Consider the following 26222-nt stretch of genomic DNA (forward strand, 5'->3'; position numbering starts at 1 on the left):
CGCCATGGAGACGCTCGGCCATCTCGCCCACGGATTTTCCGTCGCTTTCTCGCCGATGAACCTGCTGTGGTGCCTGGTCGGCACCACGCTCGGCACGGCCATCGGCGTGCTGCCCGGCCTCGGGCCGGCGCTGACCATCGCGCTGCTGCTGCCGATCACCTACCAGGTGGCGCCGGAGGCGTCCTTCATCCTGTTTGCTGGCATCTATTACGGCGCCATGTATGGCGGCTCGACGACCTCGATCCTGCTCAACACGCCGGGCGAAAGCGCCACCATCGTCACCGCGCTGGAAGGCAACAGGATGGCCCGCTCGGGTCGCGGCGGCGCGGCACTGGCGACCTCGGCGATCGGCTCCTTCGTCGCCGGCACCATCGGCACGATGGGCGTCGCCTTCCTGGCCCCGGTGGTGGTGAAGTTCGCGCTCGCCTTCGGGCCGGCCGAATATTTCTCGCTGATGGTGCTTGCCTTCATCACGGTGTCGGCGGTGCTCGGCTCGTCCTCCGTGCGCGGCCTCACCAGCCTGTTCATCGGTTTCGTCATCGGCATGATTGGCGTCGACCTGCAGACGGGACAGCCGCGCTTCACCTTCGGCATGAACGAACTGCTCGATGGCGTCGATGTCATCATTGCCGCGGTCGGCCTGTTTGCCGTCGGCGAGACGCTCTACATGGCCTCGCGCCGCTATGCCGGCAAGGACGAGATCGTGCCGCTCAAGGGCTCGCTCTACATGACCGCGGCCGAATGGGGGCGCTCGTGGAAGCCATGGCTGCGCGGCGCTTTCATCGGCTTCCCGATCGGCGCCATGCCTGCCGGAGGCGCCGAGATCCCGACCTTCCTGTCCTACGCCATCGAAAAGAAGCTGTCGAAGCACAAGGAGGAGTTCGGCACGGTCGGCGCCATCGAGGGCGTTGCCGGACCGGAAGCCGCCAACAATGCGTCTGCCGCCGGCGTGCTGGTGCCGATGCTCACCCTTGGCCTGCCGACCTCGGCGACCGCCGCAATCATGCTGTCGGCCTTCCAGAGCTACGGCATCAATCCGGGACCGCTGCTGTTGACGACGCAGGCCGATCTGGTCTGGGGCCTGATCGCCAGCCTGTTCATCGCCAACGTCATCCTGGTCGTTCTCAACCTGCCGCTGATCGGGCTGTGGGTACGGCTGTTGAAAATCCCGGCGCCGCAGCTCTATGCTGGCATCCTGGTGTTCGCCACCGTCGGCACCTACGGCATCTCGCAATCGCCGATCGACCTCGTCATCCTCTATCTCCTGGGGGCCGCCGGCTTCCTGATGCGGCGCTTCGATTTCCCGACCGCGCCGGTCATCATCGGCATGATCCTGGGGCCGCTCGCCGAAACGCAGTTCCGCCGGGCGATGACGATCTCGAACGGCGACTGGTCGGTGTTCTACACCCACAAGCTGTCGCTGGTGCTGCTGATCCTCGCCTTCATCGGTCTAGCCGGGCCGCATATCTGGGCCTTCATCGAGCATCGGCGCCGGCGCGGGCCGGAGCATGTGCCGGGCGATGCCTGAGCAACCTGGAGCATCATGACCGATCTGCTTGCCGGCATCCGCATCCTCGACCTGACCAATGTGCTGGCGGGCCCTTATTGTGCCTACCAGCTGGCGCTGCTCGGCGCCGATGTCATCAAGGTCGAGACGCCGCAAGGCGGCGATCTGGCGCGCCAGCTCGGCGCCTCGCCGGCGCTCAACAATGCGGGCATGGGCGCGTCGTTCCTGGCGCAGAATGCCGGCAAGCGATCGGTGGTGCTGGATCTCAAGAGCGAAGCCGACCGCGAACGCTTCCTCGATCTCGTCGCCTCGGCCGACGCGCTGGTCGAGAATTTTCGACCGGGCGTGATGGGGCGGCTGGGTCTCGGCTATGAGGTGCTGAAAGCGGTCCGCCCCGGTCTCGTCTATTGCGCCATATCCGGTTTCGGCCAGAGCGGGCCGATGCGCGACAATCCGGCCTACGACCAGATCATCCAGGGGCTGTCCGGTATCATGAGCATCACCGGCACGCCGGAGACAGCACCCTTGCGGGTCGGCTATCCCGTCGCCGACACGCTGGGCGGGCTGGTCGGGGCCTTCGCCATCGCCGCGGCACTGGTCAAGCAGAAGACCTCGGGCGAGGGCGCGTTTCTCGATGTCTCGATGCTGGAATGCACGCTGTCGGCGCTGGGCTGGCCGGTGTCCAACTATCTGACCGCCGGTGTCGAGCCGCAGCCGATGGGCAATGAGAACATGACGGCTGCGCCCTCCGGCGCGTTTCGCACCGGCGACGGCCTGCTCAACATCGCCGCCAACAAGCAGGAGCAGTTCGTCACGCTTTGCCGGCTGATCGGCCAGCCGGAACTGGCCGACGACCCGCGCTTTGCCGAGCGCGAGACGCGCAAGCAGAACCGCGCTGTGCTGAAGGTGCTGATCGAGACGGCCTTGGCGAGCGCCTCGGCCGCAGCCTGGGAGGAAAAATTCAACCGCGCCGGCGTGCCGGCGGGCCGGGTGCTGACGATCCCCCAAGTGCTTGGCGAGCGCCAGGTCGTCGAGCGCGACATGACTACGCGTTTCCAGGGTCTGCCCGGCATGGCGCAGCCGCTGACCGTGGTGCGCGGCGGCTTCATGGTCGATGGCGCGGCACCCTTGCCGGTCCTGCCGCCACCGGTGCTGGGTGAGCATATGGACGAGGTTTTTTCCACCCTGCCGCCGCGCGCCAGGAGAAGCGCGTGAGCGAGAGAAAAACCGGCCGCGAGCGCGGCGAGGAGTGGTGGCAGACCGGCATCATCGAGATGAGCCCCGGCATCATCCGGCTGCGCGGCTATGAAATCCAGGAGCTGATCGGCCGCGTCAGCTTCCCGGCAACGATCTGGCTGATGCTGCGCGGCGAATTGCCGAGCAAGGAGCAGGCGGCGCTGCTCGGCATTGCGCTGGGGGCGGCCGTCGACCACGGGCCGCAGGCGCCGTCGATCGCCATTGCACGCATGGCCATCACCTGCGGCGTCGGCATCAACAGCGCCATGGCGTCCGCCGTCAACGTGCTGGGTGACGTGCATGGCGGCGCCGGCGAACAGGCGCTGTCCTTCTATGGCGACATTGCCGTGGCACTTGACCAGGGTGTTGCGCTGGACCAAGCCGTAGCCGCACGGCTCGACCGTTTCTTCGCCGAGGAGAAAGGCTATGTGCCGGGATTTGGCCATCGCTTCCACCCGGTCGATCCGCGCGCGCCGCGCCTGATCGCAGTGACGCGCGAGTTTGCCGCGCGCGGCGTCGTCAGCGGACGCTTTGCCGACATCGCCGAGGCCGTCGAATCAGAGGTGGCACGGCGCAAGGGGAAGAAAATACCGCTCAACATCGACGGCGCCACCGCCGTCATCTATGGCGAGCTCGGCTTTCCGCCGCCGTTGACGCGCGGCCTGTTCGTGCTCTCGCGCTCGGTCGGCATCCTGGCGCATGCATGGGAACAGTCGCAGCAAAGCGAGCGCAACAAAGGGCCGCTGCCGCGCGAATGGCTGTGGGCCTATACGGGCACGCCGCTGCGGCCATTTCCCGCTGAGGGGGATGAGGGTCCCGCTGAAGGGGACGAGGGCAAGTGAGGTTGGTCAGGCCGGGTCCGGCACTGCCGGCTGAGGCGGCGCCAGGTTGGCCATCAGCGTCGAGAGATCCGGCTCATCGATGAGCAACGCCGCGTCCTGCGGCTTGAGCCATGCCCGCTGGCGGCTCTTGGCCTCCTGCCAGTTGGCCAGTTCCTCGGACACCTCCAACAGATAGACGACGACGTCGACGCGCACGAAATTGTGCTCCAGCCGTTTCCAATAGGAATAGCTGCCGGCCGGCGCCTTGCGGGTCTTGCCGAGCACGCCGGCTTCTTCGCGCGCCTCGATGGTGGCGGCCTTGCGCCCGCTCTTGCCTTTCATGGGCCAGCCCTTGGGCACGATGAACCGCTTCGTCGCTCGCGACGTCACCAGCATCACTTCGAAATTGCCTGAAACGTCCAGGCGAAAGGGAATGGCGGCGACCTGGCGAATGCGTTCGCCTCGCCTTGCCTTGCGTACCGCCTTTTTCTTGGTCGTCGCCATGTGCTGAAAATCCGGTCGGCGGGCGCACCGCCGCACGCCGCCTGCAAACCCCTGATATGCCCGCGAGGCAATGAGGCATTTTTAGTAAATAAGTCGACTAAGTAAATCGCAAGCGACCGATATCAACGGCAAACACGCACAATCTGGTTGTTGACGATCTGAATCGGACAAGCTTGCCGGACGACGGGCACTTCGGGGCGCGGCTGCGGCACGATCCGACGGTCCTGGTCGCGATATTGCTGCTGCTGTTGCTGGAACTGCTGCCGCTGCAGGCTGTTGCGCAATTGCTGCAGCTGGTTCTGCTGGATCAGCCGGTTGGCGCTGGGATTGACGGACTGAGCCGCAGCAGATTGCATGATGCCGGCGAGCGTTGCCGCCGCCAGCATTGCCGACATGAGAACTGTCGATAGGCGAAGCGTCGACATCAGTTCATTCCCGTACAGATATAACCTCCTCTCTATATAGGGCGTTCGTCTCGATCTGCCATGGGCCGGTCTGCCATGGGCCGATCTGCCACGGGTTGGCGAAATCCCTGAGGAAGCGGCCCGGCCGCACTTGACAGAAAAGATCGATTGACCGCTCTATCGGGCGCGGATCTCGGCCTCAATCGCGGCTGACTCGAGGCACAATCGGGAGCATATTGATGAAAAGCAGGCAAGTATATTTCGCGGCGCTACTGGGCAGCATCTGTATTCTTGGCCCGGTGGCAGTCGCGGCGCAAACCAAGACCGACAAGGCGGCGCCTGCCGCCGCAGCGCCCGCCCCTGCTGCCGGCCCGATATTGCCTGGCGGCGCCTCGGCGCTGTCCGAGACACATGGCGACTGGACGGTCAATTGCCAGGTAACCGGCACGGCCAAGGTTTGCAGCCTGTCGCATCAGCAGTTCAACAAGCAGTCCAACCAGCGCCTGCTGGCGATCGAGCTGTCGAGCAAGAGCGGCGAGGATGCCGCCGGAACGCTGGCGCTGCCGTTCGGCCTGGCGCTCGCCAAAGGCGTCAGCCTGACCATCGACGACCAGAAGCTGGAAGGCAGCCTGCCGTTCAACACCTGCCAGGCCGTCGGCTGCCTGGTGCCGGTGGCGTTCGATGCCAGCGTCACGCCGCTGCTCAAGGCAGCCACCACGCTGAAGATCGACGCCTTCGCGGCCGACACCGGTCAAGCGGTGAGTTTCACCATCCCGCTCAACGGTTTTGGCGGCGCGTTGGCGCGAACGGCGGAACTCTCGGCGGACTGAGCAGCGAGCGCGCGGTTACTCAACCTCGCGCAGCCGGTATCCCACCCCGGTTTCGGTGGTGATGTAGCGCGGCTGGTCGGGCGACTTTTCGATCTTCTGCCGGAGCTGGCGGACATAGACCCTCAGATACTGCACGTCGGTCGAATCGCCCCACACCTGCTTCAGAATGAAATGGTGGGTCAGCACCTTGCCGGCATGCTGCACCATAATGCGCAATATGTCGTACTCCTTGGGGGAGAGCTTTATCTCCTTGCCTTCGACCTTGACGATGCGCTTGACCAGGTCGACGCTGAGATCGCCGGTGTGGAACACCGGCTTTTCGCCCTGCTGCTGGAATTTGTGGCGCAGCGCGACGCGGATGCGGGCGACCAGCTCGTTCATGCCGAACGGCTTGGTGATGTAGTCGTCAGCGCCGAGTTCGAGCGCCGCGACGATGCCGGCTTCGTCGGTGCGGCTGGACAGGATGACCACGGGCACGTCGAGGCCGTCGCCGCGCCATTTGCGCAGGAGGTCGAGGCCGCCCATGCCGGGCAGGCCGAGATCGAGCAGGATCAGATCCGGCTTTTGCGCGTCGACGAGTTCGATCGCAGCGTTGGCGTTGGGCGCTTCGCTGACCGCATAACCCTGGCTGCCGAGGCCGACGCGCAGCAGTTTGCGGATAGGCGGCTCGTCATCGACGACCAGTATGCTGACGTTGGAATTTGTCATGCCGGATCACCAGATGCTTGCTCGTCCACACCTGATACGTCCGTATCGGACGATTGTACCAACCTCGGCATGCGGATTGTGAAGACTGCGCCCGGGCGATCGCTGCGGTTCGCCGCCATGATCGTGCCGCCCATCGACTCGATGAAGCCCCGGCAGATCGACAGGCCGAGCCCGGTGCCGGCCTGGACCTGATCGCGCTTGCGCACCCGGTAGAAGCTGTCGAAGACGCGCTCCAGGTCGGCGGACGGAATGCCCGGTCCCTCATCCATGATCTGCAGCGCGACGGAGCCATTGTCGGCCCAGCCCTGCAGCCGGATTGTCGATCCCTGTGGCGCGTATTTCGCGGCATTGTCGAGCAGATTGAACAGCATTTGTTCGAACAGCACGGGATCAAGCTTCAGCATCGGCAGGTCGGCCGGAATATCAACCTCGGTCTTGTGCCCGGCAGTGATCTTGCGCGCCCGTTGCAAGGCCGAGCCGACGACATCGCCGACATAGTGGAGAGCAAAATTCGGCTCCATGGCGCCGGATTCAATCTTGGTCATGTCGAGCAGATTGGCAATGAAGCGGTTCAGCCGTTCGGACTCGTCGAGCACGGTGGTCAGCAGCTCGGCCCGATCGTTCTCGGGCAGTGCCGGCGCAAATTCCCTGAGCGTGCCGGCCGCGCCCATGATGGCCGCCAGCGGCGTCTTCAGATCATGCGAGATCGACGTCAGCAGTGCCGAGCGCAAGCGGTCGGCCTCGGCCGCCAGCCTGGCGCGATCGACATCGGCGACCAGCTGGATGCGCTCGATGGCAACCGCCGCCTGGTCGGCCAGCGCGTCGAGCAGGCGCTGTTGCTCGGGCGTCAAGAGCGGCCCCTGCTTGTCATTGTCGAGGCCGACGACGCCGATGGCGGTACGGCCGGTCCGCAAGGGCAGGTAGAGCCGTTTTGCCCCGGGCAGGGTATCGGCGCCACGGCCGGCAGCCCGGTTGTGTTCCCAAGCCCAGCGTGCAGCCGCGATGTCGGCCTCGGCCAGCGTGTCGTCGGGGGGATAACCGGCCTTGACGGTGATCGTGCCTTCTTCCGGCAAAAGCAGCACCACGCGCAGCTTCAGCATCGAGGCGATCTGGAACGCGGTGGCCCACAAAACGTCGTCGAGCGTGCCCGCGCCGGCGAGTTTCTTGGAAAAGAGGTAGATGTCCTCGGTCGCCCGGGCGCGTGAACGGGCGGCGGCTGCCTGACGCTGCACACGCGCCGTCAGATTGCTGGCGATGACGGCAACGACGAGGAAGACGGCGAAGGCAACGATGCTCTCCGGATCGCGGATCGTCATCGTGTAGCGCGGCTCGAGAAAGAAGAAGTTGAAGGCAATGGCGCTGAGGAAACAGGCGTACAGCGCCGGCCACAGGCCAAAGGTCACTGCCGATGTCAGCACCGCCAGCAGCAGCACGCTGGCAAGGTTGCGAACGTCGAGGAACTGATCGAGGACGGCGCTGACGGCAAGCGCGCCGGCGACATAGACGGTCGAGAAAAGATAAGGCCAGATTTGAAATGGCGTCTGCTCGGCCGCCGCCTTGACCCTCGACGTGGCCTCGTTGTCGCGCTCCGTTCCTGAAATGACATGGACGCTGATATCGCCGGCATTGCGGATCAGATCGTAGGTGAGCGAACCCTCGATCAGTTCGCGCCAGCGCGAGCGGGTCGGCCTGCCGACGACGATATGGGTGAAGTTGTTGGCCGTGGCGTGGCGGACGATGTCCTGGGCGACGTTCTGGCCCGGAATGGTCGTCACCTCGGCGCCGAGCTGCTCGGCCAGGCGCAAGAGCGTGGCCAGCTGGTCCTTGTCTTCCTCCGACATGGCGGCCGAACGCGGCGTGTCGACATGCAGCGCCGTCCACGGTGCGCGCAGCCGGTCGGCCAGCCGGCGCGCATAGCGGACACGAGACGCTCCGCCCGGACGCGCATCGACGCAGACGAGCACCCTTTCGCCCGCCGCCCAGGGGCCGGGAATCGCGTGCGACTGCATGTGGTTGAGCAACTGCTCGTCGACGCGCTGGGCGGTGCGGCGCAGCGCCAATTCCCGAAGCGCGGTCAGATTGCCCGGCGAGAAATAGTTTTCGACTGCGCGCTGGGCAGTGTTGGGGAAATAGACCTTTCCCTCTTTCAGCCGCTTGATCAGGTCGTCGGGCGTGAGGTCGATGATCTCGATGTCGTCGGCCTGGTCGATGATGGAGTCCGGGACCGTTTCGCGCACCCTGACGCGGGTGATCTGCGCCACGACGTCATTCAGGCTCTCGACATGCTGGATATTGAGCGTGGTGTAGACGTCGATGCCGCGCGCAAGGATTTCCTGGACGTCGAGATAGCGCTTGGGGTGGCGGCTGCCGGGTGCGTTGGTGTGGGCGAGCTCATCGACGAGCACCAGCGCGGGGCGGCGGGCGAGAATGGCATCGATGTCCATCTCATTCAGCACGCGGTCCTTGTAGTCGACCTTCTGGCGCGGGATGACCTCGTAGCCTTCGACCAGCGCCAGGGTTTCCTTGCGGCCGTGGGTTTCGACGATGCCGATGACCACGTCGATGCCGTCGGCAAGCATGGCGCGGCCGGCCATCAGCATTTCGTAGGTCTTGCCGACACCGGGTGCAGCACCCAGAAATATCCGCAGGCGGCCGCGCTCTTCCCGTTCCGCATGCTCGAGCAGCGCGTCCGGAGAGGGTCTGGTATCGTTGCTTCTGGCGTCCGGCATCAGGCTCGATCATGAACGGCGCCGAGGATCGTGTCGATCCCCGGCCCTGGCTTCAGAGATTGTCTCTCACTGCTTGGTATCGTCCAGTGCCAGGTTGAGCGCCAGCACATTGACGACCGGCTCGCCGAGGAAGCCGAGTTCGCGGCCTTCGACATGGCTGTCGACAACCGCCTTGACCTTGGCTTCGTCGAAGCCCCTGGCCTTGGCCACCCGAGCGACCTGGAAATAGGCGGCGTCCGGGCTGATAGCGGGGTCGAGGCCGCTGCCGGACGTCGTCACCAGATCCATCGGCACCCGCTGGTTCGGGTTCTCCGCCTTCAGCTTTGCAACATCGCCCTTGATGCGGTCGATCAGCTTGGGGTTGGTTGGACCGAGATTGGAGCCGCTGGACGCTGCGGCGTTGTATCCGTCGCCGGCAGCCGAGGGGCGGCCATGGAAATACTTGTCGTCGGCAAAGCCCTGGCCGATCAGTTCGGAGCCGATGACCGTGCCGTTTTTCTCGATCAAGCTGCCATTGGCCTGGTGCGGAAACAGCGCCTGGGCGATGCCGGTCATGCCCAGGGGATAGATCAGGCCGGTCAAAACGGTGAAAAAGACGATCATGATAACAGCGGGTCTTATCTGAGTGAGCATGGACGTATTTCCTTAAGCGAGGCCGAGGCCGGTGACGATCATGTCGATCGCCTTGATGCCGGCGAACGGAACGATGATGCCGCCGAGGCCGTAGACCAGGAGGTTGCGGCTGAGCAGCGCGCCGGCGCCGATGGCGCGGTATTTGACGCCTTTCAGCGACAGCGGGATCAGAGCGATGATGATCAGCGCGTTGAAGATGATGGCCGACAGGATGGCGCTCTGCGGCGTCGCCAGATGCATGATGTTGAGCGCTTGCAGGGGGCCGATTGTATGTCCCGGCGCAACGTAGAAGACGGCAAACATGGCCGGGATGATGGCGAAGTATTTGGCGACGTCGTTGGCGATCGAGAAGGTCGTTAGCGAGCCGCGCGTCATCAGCAGCGCCTTGCCGATCTCGACGATCTCGATCAGCTTGGTCGGGTCACTATCGAGGTCGATCATGTTGCCGGCCTCGCGGGCGGCAACCGTGCCGGTGTTCATGGCGACGCCGACATCGGCCTGCGCCAAGGCCGGCGCGTCGTTGGTGCCGTCACCGCACATGGCGACCAGCTTGCCCTTGGCCTGTTCGTCGCGGATCAGCTTCAGCTTATCCTCGGGCGTGGCCTGGGCGAGGAAATCGTCGACGCCGGCTTCGGCTGCGATCGCCGCCGCAGTCATCGGATTGTCGCCGGTGATCATCACGGTGCGGATGCCCATTTTGCGCAGTTCGGCAAAGCGCTCGCGGATACCACCCTTGACGATGTCCTTGAGGTGGACGACGCCGAGCAGGCGGCCGTCACGCTCGACGGCCAGCGGCGTGCCGCCCGACTTGGCGATCTCGTCGGCGATCGCCTGGAGATCCTTGACGGTGTCGCTGCCAGGGCGCGTGCCGTGAGTGGCCGATGTCGACTGGCTGACATAGGCGAGAACCGAATCGACGGCGCCCTTGCGCACCGACGAGCCATCGATGTCGACGCCGCTCATCCGGGTCTGCGCGGTGAAGGGCACGAAGCTGGCATGCAAGGTTGCCATGTCACGGGCGCGGATGGCGTATTTCTCCTTGGCCAGCACGACGATCGAGCGTCCCTCAGGCGTCTCGTCGGCGAGCGAGGCGAGCTGCGCGGCATCGGCCAGTTCCTGTTCGGTGACGCCCTTGACCGGGCGGAATTCGGTGGCCTGGCGGTTGCCGAGCGTGATGGTGCCGGTCTTGTCGAGCAAAAGCGTATCGACGTCGCCCGCCGCTTCGACGGCACGGCCGGACATGGCCAGCACGTTGAAGCGCACCAGGCGGTCCATGCCGGCAATGCCGATGGCCGACAGCAGGGCGCCGATGGTGGTCGGGATCAAGGTGACGAACAGCGCGACCAGCACCGTCACCGGGATATAGCCGCCGGAATAGGAGGCAAAGCTCGGGATCGTGGCGGTGGCCAGCACGAAGATCAGCGTCATGCCGACGAGCAGGATGTTGAGCGCGATCTCGTTGGGCGTCTTCTGGCGCGAGGCACCCTCGACCAGCGAGATCATGCGGTCGAGGAAGGTGTGGCCGGAGGCGGCTGATATGCGCACGCGAATCCAGTCGGACAGAACCTGCGTGCCGCCGGTGACCGCGGAACGGTCGCCGCCGGATTCGCGAATGACGGGTGCGGACTCGCCGGTGATTGCCGCCTCGTTGACCGAGGCCACGCCTTCGACCACTTCACCGTCGGACGGGATAATGTCGCCGGCTTCGACCAGCACGATGTCGCCAACCTTCAGGCTGGTGCCGGGCACCAGCTTGAACCTGGAGCGGTCTTCGCCGGCAAGCAGCTTGGCCTGGGTTTCGGTGCGCGCCTTGCGCAGCGAATCGGCCTGCGCCTTGCCGCGGCCTTCGGCGACGGCCTCGGCGAAGTTGGCGAACAGCACGGTGAACCACAGCCAGATGATGATCTGCAGCGTAAAGCCGAAATCGCCGCCGCCGGTGGCGAGATCCTTGACGAACAGGACCGTGGTAAGAAGCGAGACGATGGCGACGACGAACATCACCGGGTTCCTGACCAGCGTGCGGGGGTCGAGTTTCCTGAAGGCGCCGCCGATGGCCGGCCACAGGATGCGGGCATCCATGATGCTCGCGGATTTGGACTGGCTCATTTGGTGGCTCCAGTATCTGAACTGTTGGCCGGCACCGACCGATCGGATGCCGAAAAGAGGGGCGGCGGACCATAGGCCAGCAGCCAGATCACGATCATGACTGCCGCGAGGCCGAGGAAGGTAGATACGCTGGGGAAGGGAGGGGGCGTTTCCTCCCCCTCGTTGCCGGCTCGTGGGCCGGCTCGCGGCCGGGCCTTCATGCGTTTTGGGTAGAACCAGGACATGACAAGCCTCAGAATGTCTGGCCGTTGATGGCAGCCAGGTGCTCGACGATCGGTCCGATCGCCAGTGCCGGGAAGAAGGTCAGGCCGACGACGATCAGGATGACGCCGACGAGCAGGCCGACGAACAGCGGGCCGTCGGTCGGGAAGGTGCCGGCGGAAGCCGGAACCGTCTTCTTCGTCGCTAGCGAGCCGGCAATGGCAAGCGCTGGAATGATGACGAAGAAGCGACCCACCCACATGGAGATGCCGAGCGTGATGTTGTACCAGGGCGTGTTGCCGGAAAGGCCGCCAAAGGCCGAGCCGTTGTTGGCCGCCGCCGAAGTGTAGGCATAAAGAACCTCGGAGAAGCCATGCGGACCGCCATTGGCCATCGAGGCGACGGCGCTTGGCAGCACGACCGCTATTGCCGTGAAGACCAGCATGACCAACGGCAGAGCGAGGATGGCGAGCATTGCCATCTTGACCTCCTTGGCCTCGATCTTCTTGCCGAGATATTCGGGCGTGCGGCCAACCATCAGGCCGGCGACGAACACGGTGATGACGATGAACATGACGATGCCGTAGAAGCCGGCGCCGACGCCGCCGACGATGACTTCGCCGAGCTGCATGTTGAGCATCGGGACCAGGCCGCCAAGTGCTGTGAACGAGTCATGCATGGCGTTCACCGCACCGCAGCTCGCAGCCGTGGTGATGACGGCGAATAGTGCCGAAGCGGCAATGCCGAAGCGGCTCTCCTTGCCTTCCATGTTGGCGCCGTCGACGCCCAACGCATGGACCAGCGGATTGCCCGCGGCTTCCGCCCAGTAGCAGATAACGACGCCAGCGATGAACAGCACACCCATCGTGGCCAGGATCGCCCAGCCCTGGCGCTGGTTGCCGACCATGCGGCCGAAGACGTTGGTGAGTGCAGCACCCAGCGCGAAGATCGTCACCATCTGGATCATGTTGGAGATGGCGTCGGGGTTTTCGAAAGGATGCGCGGCATTGGCGTTGAAGAAGCCGCCGCCATTGGTGCCGAGCATCTTGATGGCGACCTGCGAGGCGACCGGCCCAAGGGCGAGCGTCTGCTTGGCGCCCTCCAGCGTGGTGGCGTCGACATAAGGCCCGAGCGTCTGCGGCATGCCGAGCCAGACATAGACAAGGGTGAGCACGATGCTGAGCGGCAGCAGGATGTAGAGCGTGCAGCGGGTCATATCGACCCAGAAATTGCCGATCGATTTGGCCGAGGCGCGGGCGAAGCCGCGGATCAGCGCCACCGCAATGGCAATGCCGACGGCGGCGGACATGAAGTTCTGAACAGTCAGGCCGGCCATCTGCACGAGGTAGGACAACGTGCTTTCGCCGCCGTAATTCTGCCAGTTGGTGTTGGTGACGAAGCTGACGGCAGTGTTGAAGGCGAGATTGGGTTCGACCGATGCCATCCCGGCCGGATTGTAAGGCAGGACGCCCTGCAGGCGTTGCAGAAAGTACAGCACCAGGAAGCTGGCAAGGCTGAAGAAGATGATTCCTGCCGCGTAGGTCGTCCAGTGCTGCTCCTCGCGCTCGCTGGTTCCCGAAATGCGGTAGAGGCCGCGCTCAACGGGCCCGAGTATGGGCGAGAGAAAGGTGCGATCGCCATTGAAGACGCGGTACATGTAGCCGCCGAGCGGCTTCACCAGCAAAACGACGATCCCGCAATAAACCAGGATCTGTATCCATCCGTTGAGTGTCATGGGTTTCCGTGCCTTGCTTCAGAAGCGTTCTGGGCGAACGAGGGCGTATGTCAGGTAGACGAGCAGGAACAAGGTCACGCCGCCACCGAGGATGTAATCGACAAGCATGGTGCGATCCTTCCGCTTAAAGAGCGTCGCAAGCTTTGATGTAGGCGAGGGAAAGACCGAAGAACAAAACCTCGATCCCGATGACGACGATGTCCATTTGTGTTGGTCCTTGCTTCTGCTTGTATTTGGCGCCAGCGACTGGCGAGCCAGAAATTCCATGAGAACGGCCCGCCGTAACTCTGGGGTCACGGCGTCCGCAGCGTTTTGCTCGAGATGGAATATGGACCCGATCGCCATAAAGGTTCGAGACGGGGCCGGGAGGAAAGATATAAAATTCCTATAAAGATTTCCGGGAGATGGCTCCGTTCCGGGCCGCTAGAAACCGACGCCATGATATCGCGACCCCTCTTGCGGCGGCTCCGTCTTTCGAAACAATGGGAACGCAAAACGAGGGAAAAACAGATGCTCGACATGGCACCATCGAAACAGGCGGCGACATGGCTTTGCGCGCTTGCACGGGCGCTGGAAGCTGATGACGCCGAGGCGGCCGCCAACCTGTTCGTCGAGGATTGCTACTGGCGCGATCTGCTGGCTTTCACCTGGAACATCACCACGATGGAAGGCCGCGATGAGATCCGCGACATGCTGCAAGCGACGCTGGCGGAAACGAAGCCCTCACACTGGACGCTGTCCGGCGAGGCGACCTCGGATGAGGGCACCGTCGAGGCCTGGTTCACGTTCGAAACGGCGGTCGCGCGGGGCGAAGGGATTGTGCGCCTTACGGACGGCCGCTGCCGGACCTTGTTCACGGCGGTGCGTGAGCTCAAGGGGTTCGAGGAACAAAAGGGACCGGCGCGGCCGCTTGGTATCCGTCACAAGGCCGATCCGAAGCGCGAAACCTGGGCGGAGGCGCGGGCGCGCGAGACGCGCGACCTCGGCGCCACCGAGCAGCCCTATTGCCTGGTGATCGGCGGCGGGCAGGGCGGCATCATGCTCGGCGCGCGGCTGAGGCAGCTCGGTGTGCCCACCATCATCATCGAGAAAAATGCGCGCCCCGGCGATTCCTGGCGCAACCGTTATCGCTCGCTCGTGCTCCACGATCCGGTCTGGTACGACCATCTGCCCTACATTCCGTTCCCGGAGAACTGGCCGGTGTTCACGCCCAAGGACAAGATGGGCGACTGGCTGGAGATGTACACCAGGGTGATGGAGCTCAACTACTGGGTCGCCACCAAATGCCTCAGCGCCAGCTATGACGAGGCCGAGAAGGTGTGGACTGTGGTGGTCGACCGCGTCGGCCGGCAGATCACGCTGAAGCCGAAGCACATTGTCTTTGCCACCGGCGCCTATGGCCCGCCACGCCAGATCGCGCTGCCCGGCGCCGAGACCTTCAAGGGCGAACTCCTGCATTCCAGCCAGTATGCAAGCGGCGAGAAATTCCGCGGCAGACGTGTCGCTGTCATCGGCGCGGCAAGCTCGGGGCACGATGTCAGCGTCGACCTCTGGGAGAGCGGCGCAGACGTCACCATGATCCAGCGGTCGCCGACGACAGTGGTGAAATCCGACACTCTGATGGAAGTCGGCTTCGAGATCTTCTCGGAAAAGGCTTTGGCGCGCGGCATCAGCACCGACAAGGCCGACCTGATCGTCGCGTCCACGCCGTTCGCGCTTGTACCCAAGGGCCAGCGGGATCTTTACGAGGTGATCAAGGCACGCGACGCAGACTTCTACGACCAGCTACGCGCCGCCGGCTTCGCCATCGATTTCGGCGAGGACGAGACCGGGCTGTTGATGAAGGCCTACCGCACCGGCTCCGGCTACTACATCGATGTCGGCGCCTGCGAACTGATCATCAATGGCGAGATCAAAGTGAAGAGCGGCGTCGGCATCAGTTCATTGACGCCGACCGGCATCCTGTTCGACGACCGCAGCGAGCTGGCCGTCGATGCGATCGTCGCCTGTACCGGCTACCAGTCGATGAACGAGACCGTGGCGGCCATCGTCTCGCGCGAGGTCGCCGACAAGGTAGGGCCATGCTGGGGCCTCGGCTCCGGCGTCAAGGGCGATCCCGGTCCTTGGCAAGGCGAGCTGCGCAACATGTGGAAGCCGACGGCGCAGGACGCGCTGTGGTTCCACGGCGGCAATCTGGCGCTGTCGCGGTTTTACTCGAAATATGTGGCGCTGCAGATCAAGGCGCGGATGGAAGGGATTGCGACGCCGGTGTTTGGGGCGGTGAGTAACGCAGGGCGCTAGCGATCTCCTCCCCCCTCGAGGGGGAGATGTCGCCGAAGGCGACAGAGGGGGTCGCCGCGCGTGGAGCGCTGACCTCCAGCTGCCGCGAGGAGCTTGCGTCCGGTCGAACCGACCCCCTCTGGCCTGCCGGCCATCTCCCCCTCAAGGAGGGAGATTATCCACGCCCGAAATGCCGTGCCGCGACCTCGACATGCGTATGTGCCGCATGCGGCTCGAAGCGCTCGGTCTCGTTGTGGTCGGGCGCCTCGTTCGGCCACCAGACACCGCCGATAACAATGCCTTCTGAGACCAGCCGCTGATCCGCGATCAGCGCCGCACCGACCGCATCGACGAAGGTAAAGCGCCCGGGGCGCAGTCTCAGCACCGCGACATCGCCGACACCGCCAACTTTCAGCGTCCCAAGCTCCGGCCTGGCGATCGCCTCGGCTGGCCTTTGCGTGGCGGCGCGCAGCACCTCGACCAGCGGCATGCCCAGCGCCATCAGCTTCGACATGCAGACCAGTATGTCGAAGGCCGGACCGTCGACGCAGTAGAGATGCACGTCGCTGGAGATGACGTCGGGCGCGAGGCCCTCGGCCAGCATCGCTTTCGCCACGGCGAAGTCGAACGATCCCATGCCGTGGCCGATGTCGAAGATGACACCGCGTTCGCGGGCCAGCCGCATGTCCGGCCGCACCGCGCCGGAAGCGAACACCGGCGCGTTGGGGAATGGCCGAAAACAATGGGTGAGGATGTCGCCGCGGCGCAGCCGTGGCAGCACCTCGGAACGGCCGGGCGGCGGCTCGTCTATATGCGCCATCAGCGGCAGACCGACCTGGTCGGCGGCTTCCAGCGCAAGATCGACCGGGGCGATGCCGCTGGCGCCGCCGGCATGCTTGCCGGAGCGCACTTTTACCCCAACGACGACATCGGCGTGCTCGCGCACCGCGGCCACCGTCTCGCGTGGCTCGCAGAGCCTGAGATCGCTGCATTCGCCGACCGAGACGCTTTGCGAGAAGCCGAATATGCCGGCAAAGGAGATGTTGACGTAGGCGAGAATACGCACCTTCGAGCGCTCGATGACATGGCGGCGAAAGCCCAGAAAATTGCCGGCGCCGGCGCTGCCGGCATCGATGAAGGTCGTGGTGCCGCTCTTGGCCGCCAGCCGGTCGGCGTCGACGCCCAGCGAGGTGCCGCCCCAATAGACATGGCTATGCAAATCGATGAGGCCGGGCGTGACGATGCAATCACGAGCGTCGACTATATTGGTGGCGTGCTCGGCATCGATCGCCGCCTCGATGGCCACGATGCGTCCGCCCGCAACGGCGACATCGCGCGGCGCGTCCAGGCCCGAGGCCGGATCGATCAGGCGGCCGCCCTTGATCAGGAGATCGAACTGCATCGGCGCCTGCCTCTCTCTTTGTTTCGGGGCATGATCTTTGGACAAAACGGTTTCCGTTTGTCCGAGAAAACCGGTTTCCACTTTTCGGGATCATGCCCCGACTGGTCAAACCGGCCGGTAAGCGACGGCTTCGACCTCGATCTTGATGTCGATCATCAGCCGCGATTCGACCGTGGTGCGGGCCGGCGGATTTTTCGGGAAGTGCTTGGCGTAGACGGCATTGAAGGCGCCGAAGTCGCGCGCGTCCTCGAGCCAGACCGTGGTCTTGACGACATCGTCCATGGTGCAGCCGGCCAGCGCGAGTGCCGCCTTCACATTCTGCAGCACCTGCTCGGTCTGCTCGGTGATGCCGCCCTTGACCACGATGCGGTCGCTGTCGACCGGCACCTGACCTGAGATGTAGACGAAATCCCCGGCGCGCACGGCCGGCGACAGCGGCACGTGGGATGTTCCAAAACACTCTTTAGGCAAAGGAAACTCCTGTTCAGAATGGCGGGCCGCGTCCCGTTTTCGCCGACCGCTCTACGCCTGTCCCGGTGATCCTCATAGGGGGCTTTTTGGAAAGCAGCATTTTTCCAAACGCGTGTTGCCTTATCGCAGGCTCGCCAGCATCTTGCGCGTCGCATTTTCCCGACAGGAGATTTCAATGACCTTCGACAAGAACCCGTTTCCAGAGGGCGATGCCGATCGCCACGCGCTCTGGGAAATGTTGGTGCGGCGCGACATCGACGCCTTTATCGGTCAGGACTGGTCGATGGTCGAGGATGATTTCCTCGCCGACAGCTTCTTCGGCATGCATGCGCATTTCCTCAGCGATGCCGACGCCTGGCGTCTGCAATTCCCGAGCCTTGCCGTCTATCGCGACGAATGGCTGGCCAGGCCAAGGAGACGGCGGCGGCCAGATTCGCCGAGCCGCTGCGCGAGGCGCTGTTTCGCGTCACCAACATGCGCGACATCGACGTCGATGGCGACCGCGCCGTGCTGCACAAGAAGTTCAACGGCTCGGTGGCCAAGGCCGATGGCAGCGTCGACAAGCTGAAATGGCAGACGCTGTATTTTTGCAGGAAGGTGGCGGGCCACTGGAAGATCGGCGGCTTCGTCGGCTACATGCCGCATCCCTTGGGGATCTGAGTCTTGCCCGCTTATGCTATTGCCGGCCTTCGCGCACGAAGACGTGCGCCTCCCGGGCTGCAGTTGTAAAAGCTCGCCAACCGAATCTACTCGAGCTCAAGCGAGTTGAACGGCACAGGTTCGTCCCACAGGGCTAGCGGGAGCGGTGGTCGAACACGACCGCCATGGTCTTACCAATTGCCGCCATGACGACGAGCTCGACGAGATCGTCGTCGCTGTCGACACAGGTTGGATCCATGCGGCGGATAGCGTCGAGCGCCGCCCTGGTCGAGACGGTATCGCCGGCGCGGAATCTGGAAAGCGCAGAGGAAACAAGGTTCTGGGTTGTCACGTCGATGACAGGTACGCTCTGCACTACGTTCATGGCTTCGTCCTGCCAAGAACCCTCTCCCGAAGGAAATAATACGCCGAACGACGGCGTGTGCCAGCGGAATCGTGGTCCGACCAGATTGCCGAGATGGCACGTTTGCGTGTTTGATAGGATCGAGCCCACAGCATCCAGGACCGGACATGAAACTGCACTTCAGCCGCAATCCCAATCCGCGCCTCGCGGTTGCAACGGCACGTCATCTGCAGGCCAAGGTCGAGTTTGAGTTTGCGGCACCCATGGCGCCCGGGCAGGCTGAGCGGTTTCGTCAGCTCAATCCCAATCTTACCCTGCCGATATTGGCATGGACGGGCGGCAGCCTGTGGGAAGCCGACGCCATAGCCTGCCTTCTGTCGCGCGAAGCGGGTTCGGATTTCTGGCGCGGCGGCGGCGACCAACCCGACATGATCCGCTGGCTGAGCTGGGGCAAGGAAAATTTCGTGCGGGCCTGCGACATCGTGCATTTCGAGCGCGGAACCAAGCAGCGCTACGGGATTGGGCCCGTCGACCAGGGCAAGGTCGAGGAGGGGCTGGCGGAGTTCCGCATCGCGGCAGCGATTCTCGAGGCGGAGCTCGCCAAGCGGCCATGGCTTGTGGGCAAGTCGCTCTCCTATGCCGATTTCCGCATGGCGACGTTTTTGCCGTTCAACGATGCAGCCGGCCTGCCGCTGGCGGACTATCCCTCTGTTCTGGGTTGGTATCGCCGGCTCGAAGCCATCGATGCCTGGCGCGATCCCTTCAACGGGCTGGAAGCGCCGCTTCTGCCGCCGGTCAACTCCGCTTGATGTGCCTTCCCTTTGGGCAGATGGGCTGATGTGTGGCGCTTTGGCAGCATAGGTGTGGAACAGCGGGCGAGTTGCCATGGCGCGCTCGACGGCTCGCGGCCGGGTTGATAAGCCCTGTCCGCAAGGAGAGTCGTGACATGACCGTAGCCATCGAGATGGGACAGACGACGGCGGGTGCGTCGGCGGCGCTCGACCTTGAGGAGCTGCTGGCCACCCGGCTTCTGGTGCAGGGCAATTCCGGCTCCGGCAAATCGCACCTTTTGCGCCGGCTCCTGGAGCAGAGCGCGCCCTGGGTGCAGCAGACCATCATCGACCCGGAAGGCGATTTCGTCTCGCTGGGCGACCATTACGGCCATCTGGTCATCGATGCCGAGGAGCATACGGAGCGTGGCCTGCAAGCAGCCGGCGAGCGGGCGCGCATCCACCGCGTCTCCACGGTGCTCAATCTCGAAGGGCTCGATGCCGAGAACCAGATGCGGCGCGCCGCTGCCTTTCTCGGCGGGTTGTTCGAGGTTGCCCGCGAGCATTGGTATCCGATGCTGGTGGTGGTCGACGAAGCGCAGCTGTTCGCGCCCGCCGTGGCCGGCGAAGTGTCCGACGAGGCGCGAAAGCTCTCGCTCGGCGCCATGACCAATTTGATGTGCCGCGGCCGCAAGCGCGGCCTTGCCGGCATCATCGCCACGCAGCGGCTGGCAAAGCTCGCCAAGAATGTAGCGGCGGAGGCGTCCAATTTCCTCATGGGCCGTACCTTCCTCGATATCGACATGGCGCGCGCCGCCGACCTTCTGGGCATGGAACGGCGTCAGGCCGAGGCGTTTCGAGACCTGGAGCGCGGGCACTTCATGGCGTTGGGCCCAGCGCTGTCGCGCCGTCCGCTGGGCGTGCGCATCGGCCAGACCGAGACCAGCCCGCGCAACGGTACGCCGCGGCTGATGGCAATGCCGGAAACAGCGCTTGAAGACGCGCGCGCCATCATTCTGGCGGCGCCGCCGCCCGAGACGATGCGCGCGCCGCGCCGGATGGCGTCGCCGGAGCTGCTCGACCAGCTGATGGCGGCCAAATCGGCGGCGATGGAGATCCGCCCGGAACCTGCGGAACCGGCGGTAAGCGCCGAGGATATGGCCGAGCGGCGAGAGCGGGTGGACCGTGTCCTGCGCGCCATCCTGGCGCAGCCCGATGCGGGTTTCCGCGTCATCGGCGTGCTTTATCAGGAGTTCGTCGTCCGCTGCCGCATCGAAGGCCTCGCTTCGGTGGTGCCGGACCTCTCAGAATTCCGTCGCATGCTGACGCGTGCCCGCGCCGGGCTCGGCGCCGACATGGCAGGCGATGACGCCTGGCAGGACGTTTCCGTGCGCGCCTCGCTGCTGCCCGAGGACATGCAGGGCGTGTTCATGATGATCGCCCGCGCCGCCAAGGAGGGCTGGCCGTGCCCGAGCGACGCGGCGATCGCGCGCGCCTACGGCTCGCATTCGCTGCGGCGCGCCCGGCGGCTGCTCACCTATATCGAGGAGCAGGGCCTCATCGTCTGCCAGCTCGACGGCACCGGCCGCCGCACGGTGACGCTGGTCGAGCTCGCCTGGGCGACGGCGCCGGGCGACCCCAATGCCGCGGAGGCGGAACAGGGCAGCCTGGCGCTCTGAAAGGCGAACAGGCAGCTACCTGACTTGCTTGCGCGGTTCTGAACAAGATGTGTTTCGCCGATCGGCGCGCGACGATTTATGATGGGTTTCCGAGAATCGCAGAACGGTTCGGGCGGGAGGGTTGTCCGGTGCGGTTGAAATCTCTGGCTGTCTTTGTCTTTGGCCTCCTCGCCATCGCCGGCATCGCCTTGACGATGTCTGCCCGGTCTTTTGCCGCGTCCTCCGATATACCGGCCTGGCTGCAGGCCCATGTCGGCAATGACGACGGCGAGATTTCGCAAGTGGTGCTGGAGCGGGCGCGCGCGCTTTACCTGAAAAAGGTCGCGCAAGGCGCGGTCCACAATGGCTGCTATTTCGCCATGGATGCGACGCGCCCCGGCGATCTCGGCAATGGCGTGCTAGGGCGGCGCTACTACGTCATTTGCGAGGCCAAGCAGTCGTTCAGGGCGATCTCGTCGGGCCATGGCGGCGGCCGCAATTTGAAAGGCGTGGTCGATTTCTCCAACGGCAAACGCTGCGCGAAAAACTTCGGCAATGCCCTGGACTCGTCCTTGACGACCGGTGGCGCCTATATGACCGGCGAGGCAAAGACCTCATTCAAGGGTTTTTACCGCATCGGCGCAAAAAAGGACCAGGCGCTGCTGCGCACCTTCATCCAGTTCGACGGTGAGGGGGAGACGGCGAATGCCAGGCAGCGGGTGATCGGTGGCCACGCGGCGCGGCTGTTGCGCGGCATGTGCCTGCGCAAGAACCCGAACAGCTCCTATGCCGACCATGACGGCTTCGTGCCATACGGCAAGCTGGTGGATTATGCCGGCGGCCGCAGCAATGGCTGCACCAGCTGGTCGCCGTCCGACGCCGACCAGATCATTTCGATGGTGAGGGGCAATCCGACGACGCTCTATATCTACCCGGAATCGCGCGACATCACCGCCGTTGGTAAATCGGGCGCCTATTGGAATGCGTCCTGCCTGAAGGAGATCGGCAAGCCGAAATTCTGGCTGCGAAAGAGCCTTGAGCCGATCATCGCGCAATACGCCAAGGACAACCCGCCACCGCCGCCGCAACCGTTGCCGATCTGCACCGGGCCGTGAGGGATGAGTCCTCGGCATTGTCGGCGGCGCGGACTGGCTGGGCGGCGCCGCCGATCCGATGGGCTCTACTGATTGATCTCGGGTTCGACGAGCTTTGCCAGATTGCGCAGCGACTCCTGCCAGCCGAGATAGCAGGCTTCGGCCGGAATGACGTCCGGAATGCCGGCCTGCGTGATGTCGAGTTCCGTGCCGACCGACACTTTCTTCAGGAGCACGGTCACTTCGATCTGGCCGGGCAAATTGGGGTCGTCGAACCTGTCGGTGTAGCGCAGGCGCTCGCCGGGAACGAGTTCGAGATATTCGCCGCCGAAGGAATGGCTGCCGCCCGTCGTGAAGTTTCGGAACGACATCTTGAAGGCGCCACCGACTTTCGCGTCGAAGCTGTGTACCGTGCAAGTGAAGCCGTTCGGCGGAAGCCATTTCGCCAGCGCGTCGGCTTCTGTGAATGCGCGGTAGACCTTCTCCGGGCTGGTCGTCAGAACGCGGTGCAAACGTACGGTGCTTGGCATCTCTTCGGTATCCTTTGTGGTTTCGTTGTTCGATGCCCCAAGGACGGGTGAACCTCACCCGGTCCGACATAGCCTGTCAAATTTTCTTGAGCCCTTTGCCGGCGGCCATCCGCCCGCGACTTCGACCGCCGCCTCAGGCAGGCGGTCGTGTCGCGTCAAATTGCATGCATCATTGACAGGTTGCCTAACTTTCGGCGCGGATCTCACAATTTATTAAAATTGTAAGTCTCTCCTACAAAGTTGTATTAGGGTCAGCTTAACGCCTTCGGCATTATCTATTAAATGATGGGCGACGATCTCCTCGGTGTACTATAGAATGATTCCCTGGAACGACGGATCAATTTAAGAGTTGATCCGAAATGGTCGCTCGAAGGTTGTCGAACGACCAAGGCAGCACGCGCAAGGAGTGTCGGAATGACCACAGTCCTCAACGCCAAAGGCATTCCACTTCCCTATACCGGCGCTTCCACCCATTGGTTCTCGGCGACTGGAGGCGCGCCTTACCGCTACGGCACCTCGGGCAACGATTCCTTCTGGGGCGACACCAACGTCAAGGTCACCATGTATGGCGGCGCGGGCGACGACTATTACCATCTCTATTCGACGATCAACAAAGCGGTCGAGAACTACGGCGCGGGCGTCGACACGATCGATACCTGGATGAGCTACAAGCTACCCGCCAATTTCGAGAACCTCGTCGTCACCGGCGACGGCCACTATGCCTTCGGCAATGCTCAGGACAACATCATAACGGGCGGCGCTGGCAGCCAGACGCTGGACGGCGGCAAGGGCAATGACGTGCTGATCGGCGGCGCCGGCGCCGACACCTTCATCATCACCAAGGGCAATGGCAGCGACCTTATCTCCGATTTCGGCGCGACCGACACGGTGCGCCTCAACGGCTATGCCTTCACCTCGTTCGAGGCCGTCCACGCCAATATGGTCCAGGTGGGATCCAACGTGCAGCTGAACCTCGGCTCGAGCGAGGTGCTGGTGTTCCACAACACCACGATCGACAAGTTTCAGCCCGGCCAGTTCGAGCTGCCGATCGACAAGACCGGCATGATGCTGTCCTTCAACGACGATTTCAACACGCTGAGCCTGTGGAACGGCCAGAGCGGCATCTGGGATTCCAATTTCTGGTGGGGGGCGCAGAACGGCAGCTCGCAGCCCCAGAACGGCGAGCTGCAATGGTATATCGACGCCAATTATGCGCCGACCAGCTCGGTCCATCCGTTCAGCGTCGCAAGCGGCGTGCTCACCATAACCGCGGCGCATGCGCCCGACGACATCAAGCCGCTGATCAACAATTACGAATACACTTCCGGCATACTGACGACGCACGACACCTTCTCGCAGACCTATGGCTATTTCGAAATGCGGGCCGATCTCCCGGAAAACGCCGGCGCGTGGCCGGCCTTCTGGCTTCTGCCCGAAGACGGTTCATGGCCCCCGGAACTCGACGTGATCGAAATGTATGGGCAGAACCCAAATGCGCTTCTCATGACCGCGCACACAAATGAGACGGGAACCCACACCACGGTCGGGTCGACGGTGAATGTCTCGAACACCGACGGCTATCACACCTATGGCCTGTTGTGGACGCCGGACAAGCTGGTCTGGACCTATGATGGCGTCCAGGTCGCGGAAGCGGCGACGCCGTCCGATATGAACAAGCCCATGTATATGCTGGTCGACCTTGCGGTCGGCGGTCAAGCCGGCGCGCCGCCCGACCATCTGGCGACGCCCGCGCAAATGAAGATCGACTATATCCACGCCTATACGCTGAACGATTTGCAGCAGAGCCATCTGAGCACGACAGCCGAGCACGCGGTCTAGATGTCGCGAGACCGCGCGCCAATCAGCGATGCGGCCATCGGCCTGCGCCCGGTCTTCCTGCGTGGCATCGCCGACATCGGCATCTTTTCGTTGCTGATCAACATCCTGCTCCTGGTGATCCCGCTCTATCTGCTGCAGGTCTATGACCGGGTGTTGCCGTCCTCCAGCGTCGAGACGCTGCTTTATCTCTCGGCCATGGCGGTCCTCGCGCTCGCCTTCCTCGGCCTGCTGGACGCGGTCCGCGCCATCTACGCGCAACGTGTTGCGGCCACCGTCGACCAGAAACTGGGCGCGCGGACATTCGCCGCCTCGCTTGGCGCCAGACATGCCGGCAGCGGGCTGTCGCCTCTGAACGACCTTGCCACGACTTGCGCCTTCATCAGGTCGCGCGGCGTGGCGGTGTTGTTCGACCTGCCGTTTGCGCCCGTCTTCCTGGCCTTGCTCTATTTCATCCATCCCGTCCTGTTCTGGCTGACGCTCGCCGGCGCCGTGCTGCTGTTTCTCTTGGTCGTGGCCAACCAGCTTGCCATCGGCAGGAACGATGCCATGTCGGCGGAACGCTCGGCGGTGGCCAGCCAGGCGGAGCAGGCCTTCGCCCGCAACACCGACACGCTGCGCGCCATGGGCATGGTGCAAAATGCCGCCGCGGTCTGGGGACAGCAGGTTGCTGAGGCGCTGACCCTGCATGACCGTTCCGGAAGCGCCAATGCGATCTTCAGCGCGACGTCGCGGGCGCTGCGCATGATGCTGCAACTGGCGATCCTCGGCGCCGGCGCGTGGCTGGTGCTACAAGGGCAGATGACCGCCGGCATGATCTTCGCTTCGTCGCTGGTGTCGTCGCGCGCGCTGCAGCCGCTCGACCAGCTGATCGGATCCTGGCGGCAGATCGTCGACGCCAAGCGATGCTGGAAGCGGCTGGACACCGCCCTTGCGGCGCAACCAGCGCAGGGGCGCAAGCTCGCACTGCCCGATCCATTGGGCGCGATTTCGGTGCAGGATCTGTTCTTCATCGCGCCGACTGCGGCTTTCGGCACGGAGCCCATCCTCAAGCGGTTGAATTTTGCCATCGGCGCCGGCGAAGCGGTGGCGATCGTCGGCCCGAGCGGGGCCGGCAAATCGACGCTGGCGAAATTGCTTGTGAGCGCGCTGCAGCCGACCGGCGGCGCGGTCAGGGTCGACGGCGCCGACCTGAGGAGCTGGGACGAAACCCAGCTTGGCAGGCATATCGGCTATCTCGCGCAGGAGGTGGAGCTTTTCCCGGGATCGATCGCGCAAAATGTCGCCCGCTTCGCACCCGACGCCGATGACGCCGCGATCGTCGAAGCGGCCAGGCGCGCCGAGGCGCATGAGCTGATTCTCACGCTGCGCGACGGCTATCAGACCATGATAGGCCCGTCGCATACCGTGCTGTCGGGCGGCGAGCGCCAGCGGATAGGGCTGGCGCGCGCCTTCTACGGCAAGCCACGCATGCTGGTGCTGGACGAGCCCAACGCCCATCTCGACGGCAGTGGGGAGGCGGCGCTCGAAGGGATGCTTTCGGCCGCGCGAAGTGTAAGCGTCACGACAGTCGTCATCACGCATCGCCCTTCGATCGCCGCGGCCTGCGACCGCGTCATGGTCCTGCGCAACGGCATGGTCGAAGCTTTCGGCCCTGCGAGCGAGGTGCTGAGGCAACCGGCGGCCGGCAAGGCCGGGAGCGCGGTGGTGACAGGCTCGTTCGTGCCGACCGTGCGCCCGCACAGCGTCCGCTTCGGGTCATAG

Annotated in this window: 23 protein-coding genes and 1 pseudogene; 11 read left to right on the top strand and 13 right to left on the bottom strand. The window is 64.1% G+C overall.

Annotation, left to right across the window (positions count from 1 at the left end; all coding sequences use genetic code 11):
• The first annotated feature begins 4 nt into the window (after nucleotides 1–4).
• Genes NKJ75_RS00640 through NKJ75_RS00650 form a run of 3 tightly spaced genes read left to right on the top strand, consistent with a single transcriptional unit; the run spans nucleotide 5 to nucleotide 3585 of the window.
• Complete coding sequence (locus NKJ75_RS00640) at nucleotides 5–1528, top strand: tripartite tricarboxylate transporter permease (RefSeq protein ID WP_023686551.1); 1524 nt, start codon at nucleotides 5–7, stop codon at nucleotides 1526–1528.
• 15 nt (nucleotides 1529–1543) lie between these two features.
• Nucleotides 1544–2722: a CaiB/BaiF CoA transferase family protein gene (locus NKJ75_RS00645; RefSeq protein ID WP_031199647.1), complete on the top strand. Its 1179-nt coding sequence runs from the start codon at nucleotides 1544–1546 to the stop codon at nucleotides 2720–2722.
• A complete protein-coding gene (locus NKJ75_RS00650) occupies nucleotides 2719–3585 on the top strand; it encodes a citryl-CoA lyase (protein ID WP_031199646.1) in 867 nt (288 codons plus the stop codon). The genes NKJ75_RS00645 and NKJ75_RS00650 overlap by 4 nt, the downstream gene beginning before the upstream one ends.
• A gap of 6 nt (nucleotides 3586–3591) precedes the next feature.
• On the opposite strand, the gene NKJ75_RS00655 is transcribed toward NKJ75_RS00650, so the two are convergent.
• On the bottom strand, nucleotides 3592–4068 hold the full coding sequence (locus NKJ75_RS00655; RefSeq protein WP_023669717.1) for an NUDIX hydrolase: 477 nt from the start codon (nucleotides 4066–4068) through the stop codon (nucleotides 3592–3594).
• A gap of 122 nt (nucleotides 4069–4190) precedes the next feature.
• Nucleotides 4191–4463, bottom strand: a complete 273-nt coding sequence (locus tag NKJ75_RS00660) for a hypothetical protein (RefSeq protein WP_352499028.1) — start codon at nucleotides 4461–4463, stop codon at nucleotides 4191–4193.
• A 248-nt stretch (nucleotides 4464–4711) separates the two neighbouring features.
• Between NKJ75_RS00660 and NKJ75_RS00665 the strand changes: the two genes are divergently transcribed.
• Complete coding sequence (locus tag NKJ75_RS00665; RefSeq protein WP_352499029.1) at nucleotides 4712–5302, top strand: invasion associated locus B family protein; 591 nt, start codon at nucleotides 4712–4714, stop codon at nucleotides 5300–5302.
• 15 nt (nucleotides 5303–5317) lie between these two features.
• Here the strand turns inward: NKJ75_RS00665 and NKJ75_RS00670 are convergent, their stop codons facing one another.
• The 7 genes from NKJ75_RS00670 to NKJ75_RS00700 all read right to left on the bottom strand — a co-directional run bounded on the left by NKJ75_RS00670 (nucleotide 5318) and on the right by NKJ75_RS00700 (nucleotide 13522).
• Nucleotides 5318–6010: a response regulator transcription factor gene (locus NKJ75_RS00670; RefSeq protein WP_023704189.1), complete on the bottom strand. Its 693-nt coding sequence runs from the start codon at nucleotides 6008–6010 to the stop codon at nucleotides 5318–5320.
• On the bottom strand, nucleotides 6007–8739 hold the full coding sequence (locus NKJ75_RS00675) for a DUF4118 domain-containing protein (protein WP_352499030.1): 2733 nt from the start codon (nucleotides 8737–8739) through the stop codon (nucleotides 6007–6009). Before NKJ75_RS00675 ends, NKJ75_RS00670 begins: the two co-directional genes overlap by 4 nt.
• A gap of 66 nt (nucleotides 8740–8805) precedes the next feature.
• Entirely contained in the window at nucleotides 8806–9372 is a 567-nt protein-coding gene (gene kdpC / locus NKJ75_RS00680) for a potassium-transporting ATPase subunit KdpC (protein ID WP_023824614.1), read from the bottom strand.
• Between the two features lie 12 nt (nucleotides 9373–9384).
• On the bottom strand, nucleotides 9385–11478 hold the full coding sequence (kdpB, locus tag NKJ75_RS00685; RefSeq protein ID WP_023824613.1) for a potassium-transporting ATPase subunit KdpB: 2094 nt from the start codon (nucleotides 11476–11478) through the stop codon (nucleotides 9385–9387).
• Nucleotides 11475–11702, bottom strand: a complete 228-nt coding sequence (locus NKJ75_RS00690; protein WP_023686545.1) for a hypothetical protein — start codon at nucleotides 11700–11702, stop codon at nucleotides 11475–11477. Before NKJ75_RS00690 ends, kdpB begins: the two co-directional genes overlap by 4 nt.
• A gap of 8 nt (nucleotides 11703–11710) precedes the next feature.
• Nucleotides 11711–13414: a potassium-transporting ATPase subunit KdpA gene (kdpA, locus tag NKJ75_RS00695; protein WP_023699137.1), complete on the bottom strand. Its 1704-nt coding sequence runs from the start codon at nucleotides 13412–13414 to the stop codon at nucleotides 11711–11713.
• An 18-nt stretch (nucleotides 13415–13432) separates the two neighbouring features.
• Nucleotides 13433–13522 carry a K(+)-transporting ATPase subunit F gene (locus NKJ75_RS00700; protein WP_023669708.1) on the bottom strand — a complete coding sequence of 30 codons (90 nt, stop codon included), beginning with the start codon at nucleotides 13520–13522 and terminating at the stop codon, nucleotides 13433–13435.
• Nucleotides 13523–13924: 402 nt separating this feature from the next.
• Between NKJ75_RS00700 and NKJ75_RS00705 the strand changes: the two genes are divergently transcribed.
• Complete coding sequence (locus NKJ75_RS00705) at nucleotides 13925–15715, top strand: flavin-containing monooxygenase (RefSeq protein WP_023704186.1); 1791 nt, start codon at nucleotides 13925–13927, stop codon at nucleotides 15713–15715.
• 154 nt (nucleotides 15716–15869) lie between these two features.
• On the opposite strand, the gene NKJ75_RS00710 is transcribed toward NKJ75_RS00705, so the two are convergent.
• Together NKJ75_RS00710 and NKJ75_RS00715 are read right to left on the bottom strand one after the other, a co-directional pair.
• Nucleotides 15870–17096 (bottom strand): amidohydrolase/deacetylase family metallohydrolase, encoded by a 1227-nt coding sequence (locus NKJ75_RS00710; protein ID WP_352499031.1) that lies wholly within the window; start codon nucleotides 17094–17096, stop codon nucleotides 15870–15872.
• Nucleotides 17097–17201: 105 nt separating this feature from the next.
• The gene (locus NKJ75_RS00715; RefSeq protein ID WP_023707576.1) at nucleotides 17202–17567 is read right to left on the bottom strand and encodes a RidA family protein; all 366 of its coding nucleotides are present in this window, start codon (nucleotides 17565–17567) and stop codon (nucleotides 17202–17204) included.
• A gap of 175 nt (nucleotides 17568–17742) precedes the next feature.
• Between NKJ75_RS00715 and NKJ75_RS00720 the strand changes: the two are divergent.
• Nucleotides 17743–18227: pseudogene (locus NKJ75_RS00720) on the top strand (hypothetical protein).
• A 133-nt stretch (nucleotides 18228–18360) separates the two neighbouring features.
• Here NKJ75_RS00720 and NKJ75_RS00725 read toward each other — a convergent pair.
• Nucleotides 18361–18591 (bottom strand): hypothetical protein, encoded by a 231-nt coding sequence (locus tag NKJ75_RS00725; RefSeq protein WP_023726475.1) that lies wholly within the window; start codon nucleotides 18589–18591, stop codon nucleotides 18361–18363.
• A gap of 146 nt (nucleotides 18592–18737) precedes the next feature.
• Here NKJ75_RS00725 and NKJ75_RS00730 point away from each other — a divergent pair, with 146 nt between their 5' ends.
• From NKJ75_RS00730 to NKJ75_RS00740, 3 genes are all read left to right on the top strand, one after another.
• The gene (locus tag NKJ75_RS00730; protein ID WP_352499032.1) at nucleotides 18738–19379 is read left to right on the top strand and encodes a glutathione S-transferase family protein; all 642 of its coding nucleotides are present in this window, start codon (nucleotides 18738–18740) and stop codon (nucleotides 19377–19379) included.
• 137 nt (nucleotides 19380–19516) lie between these two features.
• Nucleotides 19517–21019 carry a helicase HerA domain-containing protein gene (locus tag NKJ75_RS00735; RefSeq protein ID WP_023737555.1) on the top strand — a complete coding sequence of 501 codons (1503 nt, stop codon included), beginning with the start codon at nucleotides 19517–19519 and terminating at the stop codon, nucleotides 21017–21019.
• Between the two features lie 128 nt (nucleotides 21020–21147).
• Nucleotides 21148–22113: a hypothetical protein gene (locus NKJ75_RS00740; protein ID WP_352499033.1), complete on the top strand. Its 966-nt coding sequence runs from the start codon at nucleotides 21148–21150 to the stop codon at nucleotides 22111–22113.
• A 65-nt stretch (nucleotides 22114–22178) separates the two neighbouring features.
• On the opposite strand, the gene NKJ75_RS00745 is transcribed toward NKJ75_RS00740, so the two are convergent.
• Nucleotides 22179–22622, bottom strand: coding sequence for an SRPBCC family protein (locus NKJ75_RS00745; RefSeq protein ID WP_023683102.1), 444 nt, complete (start codon nucleotides 22620–22622; stop codon nucleotides 22179–22181).
• Nucleotides 22623–23036: 414 nt separating this feature from the next.
• Between NKJ75_RS00745 and eglC the strand changes: the two genes are divergently transcribed.
• Complete coding sequence (gene eglC / locus NKJ75_RS00750) at nucleotides 23037–24461, top strand: endo-1,3-1,4-beta-glycanase EglC (RefSeq protein ID WP_352499034.1); 1425 nt, start codon at nucleotides 23037–23039, stop codon at nucleotides 24459–24461.
• Nucleotides 24462–26222 (top strand): type I secretion system permease/ATPase, encoded by a 1761-nt coding sequence (locus NKJ75_RS00755; RefSeq protein ID WP_352499035.1) that lies wholly within the window; start codon nucleotides 24462–24464, stop codon nucleotides 26220–26222.

Source organism: Mesorhizobium sp. M0058 (assembly GCF_040323095.1).
Lineage (GTDB): Bacteria > Pseudomonadota > Alphaproteobacteria > Rhizobiales > Rhizobiaceae > Mesorhizobium.